Annotated in this window: 14 protein-coding genes; 7 read left to right on the top strand and 7 right to left on the bottom strand. The window is 72.7% G+C overall.

Annotation, left to right across the window (positions count from 1 at the left end):
* Positions 1–11 precede the first annotated feature (11 nt).
* From yaaA to GA0070607_RS03095, 3 genes are all read left to right on the top strand, one after another.
* The gene (gene yaaA, locus GA0070607_RS03085; protein ID WP_089016803.1) at positions 12–809 is read left to right on the top strand and encodes a peroxide stress protein YaaA; all 798 of its coding nucleotides are present in this window, start codon (positions 12–14) and stop codon (positions 807–809) included.
* A gap of 112 nt (positions 810–921) precedes the next feature.
* The gene (locus tag GA0070607_RS03090) at positions 922–1,638 is read left to right on the top strand and encodes a hypothetical protein (protein WP_231930794.1); all 717 of its coding nucleotides are present in this window, start codon (positions 922–924) and stop codon (positions 1,636–1,638) included.
* Positions 1,639–1,711: 73 nt separating this feature from the next.
* Positions 1,712–2,674, top strand: coding sequence for a TAXI family TRAP transporter solute-binding subunit (locus tag GA0070607_RS03095; RefSeq protein WP_408630865.1), 963 nt, complete (start codon positions 1,712–1,714; stop codon positions 2,672–2,674).
* An 11-nt stretch (positions 2,675–2,685) separates the two neighbouring features.
* On the opposite strand, the gene GA0070607_RS03100 is transcribed toward GA0070607_RS03095, so the two are convergent.
* From GA0070607_RS03100 to GA0070607_RS03110, 3 genes are all read right to left on the bottom strand, one after another.
* On the bottom strand, positions 2,686–4,122 hold the full coding sequence (locus GA0070607_RS03100) for a sensor histidine kinase (RefSeq protein WP_089016805.1): 1,437 nt from the start codon (positions 4,120–4,122) through the stop codon (positions 2,686–2,688).
* Positions 4,123–4,131: 9 nt separating this feature from the next.
* Positions 4,132–4,788 carry a response regulator transcription factor gene (locus tag GA0070607_RS03105; RefSeq protein WP_089016806.1) on the bottom strand — a complete coding sequence of 219 codons (657 nt, stop codon included), beginning with the start codon at positions 4,786–4,788 and terminating at the stop codon, positions 4,132–4,134.
* A gap of 85 nt (positions 4,789–4,873) precedes the next feature.
* A complete protein-coding gene (locus GA0070607_RS03110; RefSeq protein ID WP_089016807.1) occupies positions 4,874–5,185 on the bottom strand; it encodes a hypothetical protein in 312 nt (103 codons plus the stop codon).
* Between the two features lie 100 nt (positions 5,186–5,285).
* Here GA0070607_RS03110 and GA0070607_RS03115 point away from each other — a divergent pair, with 100 nt between their 5' ends.
* Positions 5,286–5,624 (top strand): DUF952 domain-containing protein, encoded by a 339-nt coding sequence (locus tag GA0070607_RS03115; RefSeq protein ID WP_089016808.1) that lies wholly within the window; start codon positions 5,286–5,288, stop codon positions 5,622–5,624.
* Positions 5,625–5,786: 162 nt separating this feature from the next.
* Positions 5,787–6,332, top strand: a complete 546-nt coding sequence (locus GA0070607_RS03120) for an acyltransferase (protein WP_089016809.1) — start codon at positions 5,787–5,789, stop codon at positions 6,330–6,332.
* Between the two features lie 61 nt (positions 6,333–6,393).
* On the opposite strand, the gene GA0070607_RS03125 is transcribed toward GA0070607_RS03120, so the two are convergent.
* Positions 6,394–8,151: a CDP-glycerol glycerophosphotransferase family protein gene (locus tag GA0070607_RS03125; RefSeq protein ID WP_172898970.1), complete on the bottom strand. Its 1,758-nt coding sequence runs from the start codon at positions 8,149–8,151 to the stop codon at positions 6,394–6,396.
* Positions 8,152–8,659: 508 nt separating this feature from the next.
* On the opposite strand from GA0070607_RS03125, the gene GA0070607_RS03130 reads away from it, so the two are divergent.
* The gene (locus GA0070607_RS03130) at positions 8,660–10,699 is read left to right on the top strand and encodes a DUF6541 family protein (RefSeq protein WP_089016811.1); all 2,040 of its coding nucleotides are present in this window, start codon (positions 8,660–8,662) and stop codon (positions 10,697–10,699) included.
* A gap of 55 nt (positions 10,700–10,754) precedes the next feature.
* Here GA0070607_RS03130 and GA0070607_RS03135 read toward each other — a convergent pair whose 3' ends face one another.
* Complete coding sequence (locus GA0070607_RS03135) at positions 10,755–11,720, bottom strand: Gfo/Idh/MocA family protein (protein WP_089016812.1); 966 nt, start codon at positions 11,718–11,720, stop codon at positions 10,755–10,757.
* Positions 11,717–12,817: a DegT/DnrJ/EryC1/StrS family aminotransferase gene (locus GA0070607_RS03140; RefSeq protein ID WP_089016813.1), complete on the bottom strand. Its 1,101-nt coding sequence runs from the start codon at positions 12,815–12,817 to the stop codon at positions 11,717–11,719. Before GA0070607_RS03140 ends, GA0070607_RS03135 begins: the two co-directional genes overlap by 4 nt.
* Positions 12,818–13,031: 214 nt before the next feature.
* Between GA0070607_RS03140 and GA0070607_RS03145 the strand changes: the two genes are divergently transcribed.
* Positions 13,032–14,159 (top strand): lysylphosphatidylglycerol synthase domain-containing protein, encoded by a 1,128-nt coding sequence (locus GA0070607_RS03145; RefSeq protein WP_231930796.1) that lies wholly within the window; start codon positions 13,032–13,034, stop codon positions 14,157–14,159.
* A 100-nt stretch (positions 14,160–14,259) separates the two neighbouring features.
* Here GA0070607_RS03145 and GA0070607_RS03150 read toward each other — a convergent pair whose 3' ends face one another.
* Positions 14,260–15,447, bottom strand: coding sequence for a glycosyltransferase family 4 protein (locus tag GA0070607_RS03150; protein ID WP_089016814.1), 1,188 nt, complete (start codon positions 15,445–15,447; stop codon positions 14,260–14,262).
* Between the last annotated feature and the right edge of the window lie 2 nt (positions 15,448–15,449).

Below are 15,449 nucleotides of genomic sequence, written 5' to 3' on the forward strand. Positions count from 1 at the left end.
GAGGAGATCCGATGCTCATCCTGCTGCCGCCCTCGGAGGGGAAGGCCGACGCCGGTACCGGTCGACGTTGGTCCCCGGACCGGGTCGCGTTGCCGGAGCTGAACCCCGCCCGGGAGCGGGTGCTCGACGCGCTCGTGGCGTTGAGCGCCGGGCCGGACGAGGCGGCGGCGCTTGCCGCGCTCGGGCTCAGCGAGGGCCAGCGCGGCGAGCTGCGCCGCAATGCCCGGCTGCGGGTGGCGGCCACCGCGCCGGCCGCGCAGGTCTACACCGGGGTGCTCTACGAGGCGCTGGACCTGGCCTCGTTGCCGGCGGCGGCGCAGCGGACGGCCCGCCGGTCGATCCTGATCAGCTCCGGTCTGTGGGGTGCGGTGCGGCTCGCCGACCGGATCCCGCCGTACCGCTGCCCGATCGGCGCCCGCCTGCCCGGTGTGGGGGCGCTGTCGGCGTACTGGCGGCCGGTGCTGTCGCCTGTGCTGTCGGCCGCGGCGGGCTCCGGGCCGGTGCTCGACCTGCGCTCCGGGGCGTACGCGGCCACCTGGACGCCGCGCGGGGAGCTGGCCGAGCGGACGGTGACCGTGCGGGTGCTGCACGAGCGGGAGGTCGACGGCGTGCCGGTCCGCTCGGTGGTGAGCCACTTCAACAAGGCGACCAAGGGGCGGTTGGTCCGTGACCTGCTGGTCGCCGGGGTCCGGCCGCGTACCGTCGCGGAGCTGATCGGCGCGCTGCGCGAGCTGAAGCACACCGTCGTGGAGCAGGCGGCCGCCCCCGGCCGGGCCCGGCAGGTGGATCTGGTGGTCACCGACCTGTAGGGCGCGGGGCGGCACCCGCAAGATTTCCTCAAGGCTGGGCGGGACCGGTTCCGCAGCGGCGGCTCAGGGGCGACGGTAGGGGAACCCAGACTCCGACAAGGGAGCTCCTCCGTTGGTCCGTGAACCCGCCCTGCTCGACCGGCCCCGTTCCCCGGCGACGCCACCCCCGCTGGACTGGCTGACCCTGGGCGACGCGTTCGAGGCCGCCTGCCTGCTGCGTTGCACGCCACGGCCGACCGCCACCCGGTCGGCGGCGGCGCTGCGGTCGGCCTCGCCGGGCGTGGAGTTCAACCGGGAGGACGCCGCCGAGCGGATGCGGCAGTTGCTCGCCCGGCTGGACATCCCGGTGACCCACGAGGTGGCCGTCGGCGGCCTGCGCCGCCGCTACGAGCTGCACCGGCTCTGGGTGCCCCGGGAACACCATGGGGCGTACGTCCGGATGCTCGACGCCGGTTGGTGGCAGGGTCGTCGGGAGCTGCTCGGCGGTCCGCTGCCCGGCGCCTCACCGGCACGCCGGCGGTGGGTGTCCCGGCTCGCCGCGGCGGCCTGGCGTTCGGCGCTGCTGGCCGGCGGGCGGCACGTCCGGCGGCACATCCTCGGCGTTCGGCTCACCGATCGGGAGCTGGCCGCGGTGCTGATCCGTGGCGCGGCCGTACTCGACGTGCCGGCCCTGCTGCGTCCCGGCACCGGCTGCTTCCTGGTCAGCGTCGCCGATGGACCGGATCGGGAACGGATCCTGCGCAGCGCGGCCATGGAGCCGGCCCGTACCACCGCCACGGAGCCGGCCGGCACCGTTGCACCGCAACCGGAGCGCCGCCCCGCCTGCTGACCCGGGCCCGGCCGGGATCCCGGCCTGTCGAACGGGCTTGCGCGCACCGGTCCGACGGCGCACAGTGCACCGCGTGAGTGGTACCTCGCCCAGCCGGCCCGGTCACCGCCGTCAGGGGACGGCGGTGCTGTTGACGCTGCTGCTGGCCGCGACCCTGACCGGGGCCGCCAGCTGCCGGGAGGCCCCGGCCGAGCCGCTGCTGATCCGCATCGCCACGGGCAGCCCCACCGCCGTCTACTACGCCTTCGGGCAGTCCCTGGCGGCCATCCTCAACCGGGAGTTGCCCGGCGTGCGGGCCAGCGTGGTCGTCACCGCCGCCTCGGCGGAGAATGTCCGGCTGATCGGCTCCGGCGAGGCCGAGCTGGGCTTCACCCAGGCCGACGTGCTGCCCACCACCACGACGGACAGCCCGCTTGTCGACGCCGTCGCCCGGGTCTACGACGACCAACTGCACCTGGTGACGACCGGCGGTGGGCCGGTCCGCACGGTCGCCGACCTGCGCGGGCGGCGGGTCTCCGTCGGCGCGCCCGGATCGGGCACCGAGATCACCGCGATGCGGCTGCTGGAGGTCGCCCAGCTCGGTGACGGGGTGCGTCAGGAGCGGCTCGGGCTGGACGACTCGGTGACCGCGTTGCGCGCCGGGCGGATCGACGCGTTCTTCTTCTCGGGCGGGCTGCCGGTGCAGGGCATCAAGGAGCTGGCCGGGCGCAGCGCCACCCGGATCGTGGACCTCGGCGAGTGGACGGAGGCGCTGCGCGCCCGCTACAGCGAGGTCTACGTCTCCCGGGACATTCCCCGCTCGGTGTACGGCGTGGACCCGGTGACCACTGTGGCCAACCCGAACTACCTGATAGTCCAGGCCGGCCTCCCGGAGCGGTTGGTCCGGGACGTGACCCGGCTGCTGATGGAGCGGCGGGCCGAGCTGGGCGCCGCGCATCCGGCGGCGGGGCGGATGAGCCCCCGCTCGGCGATCGCCACGGCGCCGCTGCCGCTACACCCGGGGGCCGCCGACTGGTACCGGGCGGCCAAGCCCTGAGGCCCGGCCCGTCACCGGGTGAGGGTGGAGCGTAGGTCGACGGCCGGTTCCTCGTCCGGGGGCTCCGTTACGGGACCCGGCTGAGGCGCCGGGAACCACAGGTCGGCGACCAGGCCACACGGCTCTCCCCGGCGCATGGTGAGCCGCCCGTCGGAGGCGTCCACCAGCACCGCGGCGATGGTCAGGCCGAGCCCGGCACCGTCCACGTTCTGCGCGTCCGGTGCCCGCCAGAACCGTTCGGTGGCCTGGCCGAGCTGGCTCTCGGTCATACCCGGACCGGTGTCGCGCACCTCCAGGGCCACCCCGTGGTCGCGGCCGGCCACGGTCACCGTCACCGCTCCGCCGGCGGCGCTGAACTTCACCGCGTTGTCGATCAGCGCGTCGAGCGCCTGGTCGACGGCGGTCGGGACGGTCCGGGCGTACGCCGGAGCGTCGGTCGTGACGAGCCGCAGCGCGACCGACCGGTGCCGGGCCAGCGGCGCCCAGGCGGCCACCCGGGACGCGGCCACCGCGGCGGCGTCCACGGTGACCCGCTCGTTCTCCTCGCGTTCGGCGCGGGCCAGGGTGAGCAGCGCGTCGAGGAGCAGGGCCAGCCGGTCGGTCTCCTCCAGGGCCAGCCGATGCTCGAAGCGCCCGTCCGGGTCGGTCAGGCTGGGGCCCAGCTCCTCCACCCGCAGCCGCAGCGCGGTGAGCGGATTGCGCAGCTGGTGGCTGGCGTGCGCGACGAACGCCCGCTGCCGGTCCATCACGTCGGAGACCACGTCGGCCATGTGGTTGAAGCTTGCTGCGAGCCGGCGTAGCTCCGGCGGGCCGAGCCGGTGCAGCACCCGGGCCCTCCGGTCGCCCTCGGCGATCTCGTGGGTGACCGCGTCCAGCTCGGTGACCGGGCGCAGCACCCAGCCGGCCAGGCCGAACGCGGTGAGCACGCAGGCCAGCACGGCGAGCAGCCCGGCCAGGGCGAGCAGCAGCCACCAGGCGGTGACGGTCCGGCGGATCGGGTCGGCCGGGGTCACGATCACCACCGCACCGAGCACCTCGCCGCCGTCGTTGATCGGCACCGCCACCACCACCGCGTCGGCCGTCCACGGCAGGATGGAATCGGGGGCGCTGGTCTGCTGCCCGGACAGCGCGATGTCCAGCGCCGTTCGGGTCCCCGTGGCCGGCCGCCAACTCGCCGAGGCGACCACGGTGCCCCGTTCCCGGTCGACGACCGCCGCGCCGATCGCGTACAGCTCGTCGTAGCTGCGCAGCTCCGCCTCCAGCGGGCCCGGCCCGCCGCCGCGCAGCACCGGCCCGGCCAGCGAGGCGAACCGGGTGGCGTCGGCGAGCCGGTCGGCGCGTACCCGTTCGGTCTCGCGGCTGGCCAGGGTGGCGGCCAGCGGGGTCTCCAACGCGATGAGGACGAGCACCATGAGCAGCAGATAGCTGATCACCAGTCGACGGCGCACGGCGGCCCCTCACGCATCGCGCAGCCGGTAACCGACCCCGCGTACTGTCTCGACCAGGCGGGCGTCGCCCAGCTTGCCGCGCAGCGACCCGACGTGCACCTCGACGGTGTGCCGGTCGGTCCAGGTGGTGCCCCAGGCGTCGAGCAGGATGCGGTCGCGTGGCACCGCCACCCCGGGCTGACGGGCCAGCGAGAGCAGCACGTCGAATTCCTTGCGGGTCAGCGTGACCTCCCGGCCGTTGACCGTCACCGTCCGGGCGGCGACGTCGATGCGCACCCCGCCGGCCTCGATCAGGTGCCGCTCCGGAGTGGCGTTCGCGGCCCGGCGCAACACCGCCTCGATGCGGGCCTGCAACTCCACCATCGAGAACGGCTTGACGACGTAGTCGTCGGCGCCGAGACGAAGGCCGAGCACCCGGTCGCGTTCCTCCCCCCGGGCGGTCACCGCGATGATGCCGAGTTGGCTGCTGCGCCGGCGCAGTTCCCGGCAGAGGTCGGTGCCGTCCCCGTCGGGCAGGGTCAGGTCGAGCAGCACCAGGTCGCACGGGGCGGCGGCGAGCGCGGCGGCGACGGTGGCGGCGTGCTCAACCTGGTACCCGCGGCGGGTGAGGGCGGAGGAGAGCGCGGCGGCCACCCGGCGGTCGTCCTCCACCAGCAGGATCCGCACCCGTGCCCCCGTCCATCGCAGTACCGTCCTGCGAATGGTGGCAGAAGGCTGCCGCGAGCGGGAGGGCCGCCTCCCCGGGACGGCCCTAGAGGCCGAAGACGTCGTCGTCGACGCCGTCCCGGACGCCGTCGACGAAGCCTCGGAAACCCGGGTCGTCGTGGCGGGCCGGCACGCTTGTGACGTTGACCCCGGTGGCCTGGGTCACCGCGTCGACCAGGGGCGGGTAGTCGATCTCGGCGTCGGTGAAGGCGTCGTCGTCCGCCTCGGCCAGGTTGATCACGTGCTGTACGTCATCGGACGGGGTGTCCGGGTCCTCGGCCCACTCGCCGCCGGCCCGGTAGCACTCGTCGTACAGCGCGCGCTGGGTATCGGTCCAGTCCTCGTCGTAGCTCTCCATCTCACCCTCCCGCCGCCTGCTCCACCTGAGCATGCCGGGCCGCGACCGGCGTCGGCGGCGGTACGGCCGAAACGCCTGCCGGCCCGCGTAGGCTGCCACAGTGATCTACAAGTTGCTGCCGACTGTCGAGTGGGACGACGCCCGGGCGGTCGGCCACCTGGTTGGCTCGGCGGTGGACCGGCAGGACGGTTTCATCCATCTCTCCGCCGCCGACCAGGTGGTGGAGACGGCCCGGCGACACTTCACCGGCGCCACCGGGCTCACCCTGCTGACCGTGGACCCGGAACGCCTGGGCGACGGGCTGCGTTGGGAGCCCTCGCGGGGCGGGCAGCTCTTTCCCCACCTGTACGGCCCGCTGCCGGTGGCGGCGGTGGTGTCGACGCAGACGCTTCCGGCTGATCAGCCGGCCGCCGACGCGGTGGCGGCGCTGCTGGCCTGAGCGGTCGCTATGCTACGCCGAGTCCCGTGCGCCCCGGCCCCACGCTCCGTGCCTGGGCGGGCGTGGCAGCCCCGATCCGCGCGGCCGACGGCCGTCCCGGCGCATGCCGACGCGGGTCACCGACGGCGCCCGGCGCGCCCTGCGACCCATGCGAGTTGAAGGATGACTGACAGCAGTTCCCCGTCCCCCTCGGTCTTCGTCCACCCCACCGCCGATGTGGAGGAGGGGGCGCGGGTCGGCGACGGCACCAAGGTCTGGCACCTGGCCCACATCCGGTCGTCGGCGGAGGTGGGTGCCGGCTGTGTCATCGGCCGCAATGTGTACGTCGACGCCGGCGTCACGGTCGGAAACCTGGTGAAGATTCAGAACAACGTCTCCGTCTACCAGGGGGTGACCCTGGAGGACGAGGTCTTCGTCGGCCCGTGCGCCGTCTTCACAAACGACTTCCGGCCGCGCGCGCAGAATCCGGACTGGAAGATCACCCCGACGATGGTGCGCCGGGGCGCCTCGATCGGCGCGAACGCGACCCTGGTCTGCGGAATCGAGGTCGGTGAGTACGCGATGATCGCGGCCGGCTCGGTGGTGACCAAGGACGTCGCGCCGTACCAGCTCGTCGCCGGCAACCCGGCCCGGCCCAAGGGCTGGGTCGACGACCGCGGCGAGGTCATCTCCCGGGACGTGGACAACCCGCCGCAGCGGCAGGGCTGAGCCGACGACGAACGGCGGTGGACGGAACCCGTCCACCGCCGTTCCTGTCGGTCGCGCCGTTTCAGCGGCAGAGCCGGGCGATCTCCTCCTGGAACCGGTCCATCGGGTTCGCCTCGGCCGGGCCGAGCAGGTAGGTCTTCAGCTCACGCCGGGCCTCGACCATCGGGTCGTCGTCGGCCCGGGTCACGGCGACGATCTTCTCCAGCTCGCCGCAGTCCCGGCAGAGCAGGTACGCCGCCCGCGCGGTCGGGTACTCCCGCCGGAACTCGTCCTCCGGCAGGCCGCCCGGGTTGGCCACCACGTACGGCCGTTCGCTCTGCACGAAGTCCGAGACCACACTGGAGACGTCGCTGATCAGCAGGTCAGTCTGGTTGAAACAGTCGAACAGCGCCGGCGTCCGGCCGGTGACCACGAGGTGCCGGGTGCCGTCCAGCGAGGTCGCGTCGGCGTCACCGCCGGCGTCCCGGATGAGTTCCACCAACCGCTCGTGCACTGCCTTGGCGTCCTTGGAGCGGGAGCCGGTCAGCGGGTGCGGCTTGTAGATGACGCGAACCTCGGGCCTCGTCGCCAGCAGACCCTGGATGATCCGCTCCCCCATCAGCACGAGCGAGGTGTGGTACGGGTCGTCGTCCAGCCAGCCTTCCCACGTCGGGGCGTAGAGCACGGTGAAGGGCCGATCGACCGACTCCGCGCCGAAGGTGTGCACGCCAGCGAGCTGCGGGCGCCCGATCTCCACGATGTCGGTGTCGAGCACGCCCACCCCCGCCCGGGCGTACCGCTCGCGACCGGCGAGACCGGCGACCCAGACCTCGTCGTACACCTTGCTGTAGGGGTTGACGCTGGCCGCCTTGTCGCTGTCGCCGTGCCCGACGAAGACGTGCTTCATGCCCGGCTCGCGGAGCATGTGGATGTTCGCGCCGACGTTCGCCGCGTAGAGCGCCGTGCGTACGCTGCCCAGCTCGAGGTTCATGAAGTCCACCCCGGCCGGCACACAGATCACCGGCAGTCGGGTGTCGGCGAGCTCGGTGAACGCCTCCCGGCTACGCATCAGCACCACCGCGCGCTGCTCCAGCGCCTCGGTCGGAGCGAGCCACATGTTCGCCTGGTAGACGTCCTTGGCCGGGCCGGCGAAGTAGAGCGCCACCTCGGGCCGGTGGGTGTCGAGCCAGCGCTGGACGGCGGGCAGCAGCGGGCTCTGCCCGGACCCCCGGCCGCGCAGCCAGGTCAGCGCGACGATCCCGCCGACGACCGCGGCGGCGAGCACCGCCACCACTCCCGCGACCAGCACCGGCGCGACGCTGTCGAGCACGGCCGCGGCCACGGCGGCCGGCGCCAGCACCACGTTGACAAGGGCCAGCCGGTCTCCGGCCAGCCAGGCCGCCCACTCCGGCGGACGGGGCGCCGAGCGCATCGGCCCGAGGTCGATGTTGCGTACCAGCGCCGAGGTCGGGTTGCGCCGGTCGATCATGGTGGCGAGGGCGCCGGCGAAGACCGAGATCAGCCAGACCGTGGCCGGCAGCAGCAGGATCAGGCTGAGCTGCCCCGCGCTGGGGCGTACCGCGGCCACCACCAGCAGGACGATCGCGAGGTCCCTGGTGAGCTGGCGATAGTCCCCGCGCAGGCCGACTTTCTCAAGAAGGGTGTGCGTGGCGGGCGACCAGCGGGCCAGCGCGTACTCGCCGCCGACGGCCGCCAACCCGGCTACCGTGAAGGCGGCGGCCCAGCCGAGCGCACCGGCGGCGAGCATCACCACGTAGGCCAGCAGCAGCAGCGCGCCGCGGGCGGCGACTCCCGCCGGTCCCATCAACTTACCGAACAAGGACTAGCTCCCTAAGAGATCGACGACTGGCTACACGGGCCACCACTGGCGCCGCGACGGCATGGATCCCCGTTTCTGCTGCGATCGTGGGCGTGCCGGGCGTCGCCGGCAAGCCCCTCGCCGAGCCACCAACGGACGACCGGTCGGCCAAGGCTGCCCACCTGCCCGCCCGCCGATCCTGACCCGCGACGGCAACCGGCGCTCACGCGGCCACCCGCCACCGCGCTGGTGTGACCTTAACGCGAAGGAACGCGCCGGTATCGCTCGGGTGCCGCAGTGTCAGGCGAAAAGTCCTCCGGGGTCCGGATCGCCACCCCTGCGGGTCGGCGCGAATCGGCTCCACCTGAGAACGTCCTGAGCGCCGCGGATTGCGTCCGGTCTCGGGAAAACCTCGTCGGTCGCCGCTTCCTATACTGGGCCGGCCGCCTGGCCCAAGCGACGGCCGCCCACGCAGCAATCGATGACGGCGGTAGCCGCGGAGAATTACCGTCCCCAAGGAAGGATCTGCGTGTTCACAACCCTGATCGCCCTCGTCGTGGCCCTTGTGCCCGGGGCGGTGCTCGGCTTCGCCCTACCCCCGGGGCGCTACCGGTGGGCCGTGTGGGCCGCCGCCCCGGCAACCACCCTCGGTCTGGTCACTGTCGGAATGGCGTGGTTGCCGACGCTGGGCCTGCCCCGGAGCGCCCTGGCGGTGCTCGTCGCGGAACTGGTGCTGGCCGGCGCCGCGGTCGTCGTGTCCCGCCTGTTCTGGCGGGGGCTGAGCACCGCGGACGAGGAGGGTGGTCGGCCGAGTCTGCGTGCCCGCTTCCGCCCGCTCCCCTCGGTCCGTCCCCGCTGGGTCGACATGGCCGGTGTCGCCGTCCCGTCGGCGATCACCATCGCCTTCGGCTGGTTGATGCTCGGCCGGCTCGTCGCCCCACCCGGCTGGGACGCCATGAACCACGGCTTCCTGACCCGCCGCATCCTGGACACCGGCAGCGTCATGGTCACGTCGGCGTGCACATCCGGCGTCAACGAGGTGGTGGTCTCCTGCAAGTTCTACCCGTTGGCCGCCGACATCTCCTGGGCTCAGGCCGTACAGATCACGGGCGGGCACATCAGCACCGCGATGGCGGCCTGGTCCATCATCCTCGGCCCGCTCGCCCTGGTCGCCAGTGTCTACGGCGCCGCTCGAGCGCTCGGTGCCCGGCCGGTCGTCGCCGCCTGCGCCGCGACCGCGCCCGCCTTCATCGGCCCGATGTGGGTCTCTGTGATCAACGGGCGGATCAACGAGCAGACCGCACCGGCCATGGCCGGTGCCATCGCGCTGCTGGTGGCCCTCGCGCTGCGCGGCCCGCACCCCATCCGTTTGGGGCTGCTGGCCGGGCTCGCCGGTGCCGGCCTGGTCATGACGCACACCTACGACGTCCTGTTCATCGGGGTGCTCACGATCGGCGTGGTGCTGGCGCTCCGCGCGCCGTTCAAGCTGCGTGACGGCGCCACCGCCCTCGGCACCATGGTCGTCGCCGCGCTACTGCCGCTGCTTCCACTGCTGGGTGCCCTGCTCGGTGCGAACGGCGAACGGACCTCCAACGAGCCCGCCCTGCCGAACATGTGGGACAAGTCGTTCGAGTACTGGGTGACCCACCCCCAGCGCTACGCGCTCTTCGGCTACCCGCTGGTGCCGAGCAAGGACTTCGTCTTCACGATGTCACCGATCAGCGTCGCAGTGGTCATCACGATGGCCTGCCTGCTGGTCTCGCCGTTCTGCCTGATCATCCCGCGGCTGCGCTGGGCCCGGCCGTGGTTCGTGGCCGGGGCCCTCTTCACCGCCATCGGCATCTGGACCACCAGTTCCGAGTCGACCGCCGCCGCCACTCTGGCGGGCCTCTGGTACGGCGTCCGCGAACGGGTCCGTTCGATGATCTTCCCGGTCTACGGCATCCTGACGGTGGTCGGTGCGGTCGTCATCGGGATCGCGATCCAGTGGCTCCTGTCGCGGCTCGTGGCCAAGGCCCGTGGCCTGCGCGAATCGGCGGTGCCGGCCGCGGTGGCCGCGACGGTCCTGGTGCTCGCGCTCATCGGATTGGGCGCCGTGCCGTCGAGCTGGAAGCCGTTGCGGACGGCCATGATCAACAGGGCTCCGCTCGGCAACTCCTACGTGCAGACATATGAATGGCTCCGCGAGAACACCCCGCCCGGCAGGACGGTGGCCTACGACCGGCACCGCGAGTTCATGTCCTGGGCGTACGCCGATTACCAGAACCCGCTGCTGTTCGGCATCCCGCCGCTGCCCGGCCTCAGCGAAGCGGGCGACGACTACGTGCGCCGCTGGGCCGCTTTCAGCTGGCTCGTGGGCAACGAAGGTGCGGTCCCCGCCGGTTGCGAAGTTCGCCGGTTCGGCGTCGAGTACGTCGTCGTCGGCAAGCGGGGCATTCCCGCCGCGACGAAGAACTACAAGCAGGCTCTGCTGGACGCCAGCGACAAGGTCAGGCTGGTGCAGCGCTTCGGCCGGATCAAGATCTACCAGGTCACCGACGCGGGACGGGCGTGCGCGTCCGACGGCTGACCGGCCGCACACGAAAGGGCGGGGCGACAGTGGTCGCCCCGCCCTTTTCCGTCCGTCAGCGACCGTTGTCGGCGAAGAGCCGACCCACCACCCGGTGCGCCGGCAGGATCCGCTGCCGCTCGACGTCGGCGTCGGCGGTGCCGGCGACGATGTCCAGGAAGTGGTCCAGCTGGGCGGCGAGCGGCTCGCGGTTCGTGATCAGCTCCGGCACCTCGATGATGCTCTGCTGCCGGTAGCCACGCCCGTCCGGGGTGGCGGCGTCCAGCGAGACGTGCCGATAGATGGTCACGTCCTTACGGATCAGGTCGGCCTCGATCAGCCGGTCGACCTCGCTGATCACCAGGGTCCGCACCTTGCGCTGCCCGATCCGGCTCGCCGACACGTTGGCCACGGCGCCGGTGCCGAACGACAGCACGGTCTCCGCCACGTCCTCCGCCTCGGTGAGCGAGTCGGGGTGGAAGTGGCCGAAGGTCCCGCGTACCGTCGCCGGCTCCTCTCCGCCGAATGCCTGGATCGCCAGGTCGACGTCGTGGATGAGCAGATCCCAGGCGACCCCGGTGCGGATCCGCGGCGCGTACGGCGAGTGCCGGGTGGCGGTCAGGTGCACCGGGCGGTGGGCCAGGGCCAGTGCCGTCAGCACCGCCGGGTTGAACCGCTCCAGCAGCCCGCACAGCAGCGGCACTCCGCGCTTCTCGGCGGTCGCCACGATCTCCTCGGTCTCGGCGAGGCTGCCGCAGACCGGCTTCTCGATCAGCAGCGGCTTGTCGGCTGCCAGGACCTGGTCGGCGAGGCCGCGGTGGAACTCGGTGGGAGCGGCGATCACCACCGCGTCGACGTCGGAGAGGTCGTCGGCGTCCGGGGACCAGTCGGCCCCGTACCGCTCGGCGACCTGCTGGCCGACCGACCGCCGGGGCTCGATGACCCGGGCCAGCTCGGCCCGGTCCGACTGGGCGACCACCCGGGCGTGCAACGAACCCATGACCCCGGTGCCGACCAGGGCGAAACGCAGTTTGGCGGTCACGCGCCGACCGCCTTCCGGACGGCCTCGACGACCTGGTCGAGGTCGCTGTCGGTGAGATGGTGGTGCACCGGCAGGGAGACGCACTGGCGGACCACCCGGTCGGTCACCGGCGCCGGGTCCGCGATCACTCGGGGGTGGTCGCGGTAGCAGTCGTAGTCGTAGACCGTCTTGGGGTAGTAGATGCCGCAGCCCACGCCGCTCTCGGTCAGGCGGGCGATCACCTCGTCGCGGCTCACCGGAGCCTCGTCGGTGACCAGCACCGTGTACTGGTGCCAGACGTGCGACCGGCCGGGCAGCTCGGTCGGCAGGCGCAGGCCGGGGACATCGGCCAGGCCAGCGGAGAGCCGGCCGGCGTTGTCCTTGCGGCGCTTGACGTTTCCGCCGTACGCGGCGATCTGCGGGATGCCCAGCGCGGCCTGCAGGTCGGTGAGGCGGTAGTTGTGCCCGGCCACCTCGTACTGGTAGCGCTGCCGCATGCCCTGGTTGCGCAGCACGCGCAACCGGTCGGCGAGCGCCGCGTCGTTGGTGGTGATCATGCCGCCCTCACCGGTGGTGAGGTTCTTGGTGGCGTACAGCGAGAAGGTGCCGAGACCGAAGCTGCCGGCGCCACGGCCGGAGATGGTCGCGCCCAGGGACTGCGCGGTGTCCTCGACCAGGCCCAGGCCGTGCTTCTGGGCCAGCGGGGCGATGGTGTCCATGTCGGCGGGCTGGCCGTACAGGTGCACCGGCATCAGCACCCGGGTGCGCGGGCCGATGGCGTCGGCGAGCGCCGCCGGGTCGACGCAGAAGTCATCCTCGCGAATGTCGGCGAACCGAGCGGTGGCGCCCGCCTCGAGGATCGCGTTGAGGGTCGCGACGAAGGTGAAGGGGCTGGTGATCACCTCGTCGCCGGGCTGCAGGTCGAGCACCTGGAGCGCGGCCACGAGGGCGGTGGTGCCGTTGTTGACGGCGACCGCGTGCTCGACGCCGACCAGCTCGGCGAACTCGCGCTCCAGGCGGGCCACCATCGGCCCCTGCGCGATGACGCCCGAGCGGATCACCTCGACCGCCAACCGTTCGGCTTCCTCGTCCAGCTTGACGACGGAAATCGGGATCACAACAGCTCTCCTTGAGGTATGGGGCAGCGTGCAGACCGTAGCAGCGAGGGAGATGCCCGGCACACCTGGACCACCGCGACGCGAGTCCTCCCACCGCCGGCCCGGTCCCGACTCGCGGTCAACCTCGGTTCGTGGTACGCGGCCTACTGCGCTAGTCTCGGCGAATTGTGCACGCGACCCCGACGGGTCAGGACGACCAAAGGACAGGACGGCCGTGGCAGAAACCGCGACGCAGGTCGAAACGGTACCCACCCCGGCCACCGGGGCCGCCACGGCGAAGTCCCGCTGGCTTTCGCTGGCCGTCCGGGTGGTGGTGATCGGGGCGATCGCGGCCGGCATGACCTGGAGCGTCGTCAGCCAGTGGCCGCAGGTGCGGCAGACCTGGCTCGACCTGGCGTGGCCCTCCGTGGTGCTCGCCGTGCTGGCGGTGCTGGCCGGCATGTTCGCCAACTCGATGGCCTGGCGGGCCGCCGCGGCGGACCTGGAGCACCAGGTGTCCGTGCCGGCCGCCCTGCGGATCTGCATGGTCGGTCAGCTCGGCAAGTACATCCCGGGCAGCGTCTGGGCCTACGTCCTGCAGATGGAGCTGGGCCGGCGCGCCGGCCTGCCGCGGGCTCGGGCCTTCCTGGCCACGCTCGTGGCGCTGGGCCTCGGCGTCGTCGCCGCGCTCGGTGTGGGGCTGCTCAGCCTGCCCTCACTGCTCGACGCGACCGCCGACTCCGGCGCGGAGTACGCGGAGCCGGTCCGGGTGGCGCTCTACATCGTCGCCGTTCTCTTCCCGATCGCGCTGCTCTGCGCCGTTCCGGCCGTGTTGACCCGGCTCATTCAGCTCGTCCTCAAGGTGCTGCGTCGTCCGCCGCTGCAGCACCGGCTCACCCTGCCCGGCGTGCTCCGGGTGGTCGGGTGGAGCGCCCTCGGCTACACCCTCTTCGGCGTGCACCTGTGGCTGCTGGCCAACGCACAGGCCGCGCCGGGCGTCGGCGGCCTGCTCCGCAGCATCGGGTCGTTCGCCATCGCGATGACGGTCGGGATGTTCGCGTTCCTCTCCCCCTCCGGGCTGGGCGTCCGGGAGGCCGTGCTGGTCGCCACCATGGCGCCCTTCCTCGCCGGCGCCGGCGGCATCGGCGCGGCGACCGGGATCGCGCTCGCCTCCCGACTGATCTTCACCGTGGCCGACCTGCTCGCCGCCGGCATCGCCGCCCTCTCCGGGATGCGGCAGCTGCGGAAGGCGACCGGGGAGAGCGCTGGCGGCCCGGCCCTCGACGGGGCCGCCGCGGCGGTCCGGGCCGAGCAGGTACCCGCGCCCCGCTCGGGTGCGGACGCACCGGTCACCACCGGCTGACGGCGCCGCCCGGCCGAAGGACGGCCCCTGCACAGGTACTTGAAACGCCGGTGCCCCCGACCTCATGGTCGGGGGCACCGGCGGTTGGACGTACGCCAGGTCAGCGGCCCTGCGAGGCGGCCATCTCGGTCAGCACCTCCAGGTGCCGGTGCAGCACCCGCTCCAGGCTGAACCGCTCGCGGATCAACGCCTGACCGTTGACTCCGATCTGCTTCGCCACACCCGGCTCGGTCAGCGCGGCGACCAGCCGCTTGGCCAGGCCCTGGACATCGCCCGGCTCGCAGAGCAGGACGTTGTCGCCGTCGCGGAGGGCGATACCGGGGAAGTTGTCCGCCCGCGCCGGCGCCACCACCGGAACCCCGGCGGCCATCGCCTCAAGCGTCGCGGTGCCGAGGCCCAGCCCCTGCTCGTGCGACTCCACAGTGGCGGCGGCGAGGTAGTCCGGGATCTCACTCTTGGGCACCTTGCCGGCGGCGATGATGGCGTGCTCGACGCCGAGCGCACGGGCCCGCTCGGCGAAGTGGTGGTAGTAGACCTGCCCGCAGATGAGCAGCTTCGCGTCCGGCACCGCGGCCAGCACCTCGGGCAGCGCCTCGACCAGCGCGACGCGGTCCCGCAGCGGGATGACGTGACCCACCGAGAGGATCACCGGCGCGTTGCCCAGTTCGTGACGGTCGCGGACCCGCTGACCGTTGCCGCCGACCACCCAGTCCGGATCCACCCCGACCGGGATCGGCACCAGGCCGGAGTGCGCGCCGCGATAGCGCGACTCGATGTACTCCTGCATGAGCACGTCCATCACCACGAGCCGGGGCTTGGCGCGCCGCATGAACGGCTTGACCATTGTCGCGTCCAGAGCGCGGAACACCTTCGCGTACCGGGCCTGCGGGTTCTCCAGCCGGGTGTGGATGGAGAGCAGCGCCGGCACCCGGCGCTTACGCGCGTAGAGCGCTGTCGCCCAGGTCAGGTCGAAGAACTGCCCGTGCTGGTGGATGACGTCCGGCCGGAAGTCGTCGAGCAGTGTGCGGACCCGTCGCAGCACGCTCGGCCGGCTGGTGAAGGAGATGTCGAAGCTGACTGCCAGCCGGGTCTCCGGCAGCATGAACGCCGGCAGCCGGACGATCCGCAGCCCGTCGCGCTCCTCGACCGCCGGAGCGTCCTGGTAGGCGGCGGTGAGCACCAGCACCTCATGCCCGGCGGCGGCGTAGCCGCGGGCGAGCGACTCGGACAGGTGGGAGCTTCCGCCGGCGCGCGGCGGGAAGAAGTTGTTGACGACTGCGATACGCACGG

The sequence above is a fragment of the Micromonospora coriariae genome (genome assembly GCF_900091455.1).
In the GTDB taxonomy this organism is placed as follows: domain Bacteria; phylum Actinomycetota; class Actinomycetes; order Mycobacteriales; family Micromonosporaceae; genus Micromonospora; species Micromonospora coriariae.

Coding starts and splice junctions, on each gene's coding strand:
- yaaA (WP_089016803.1), top strand. CDS start 12: ATGCTCATCCTGCTGCCGCCCTCGGAGGGGAAGGCCGACGCCGGTACC.
- GA0070607_RS03110 (WP_089016807.1), bottom strand. CDS start 5,185: ATGGAGAGCTACGACGAGGACTGGACCGATACCCAGCGCGCGCTGTAC.
- GA0070607_RS03120 (WP_089016809.1), top strand. CDS start 5,787: ATGACTGACAGCAGTTCCCCGTCCCCCTCGGTCTTCGTCCACCCCACC.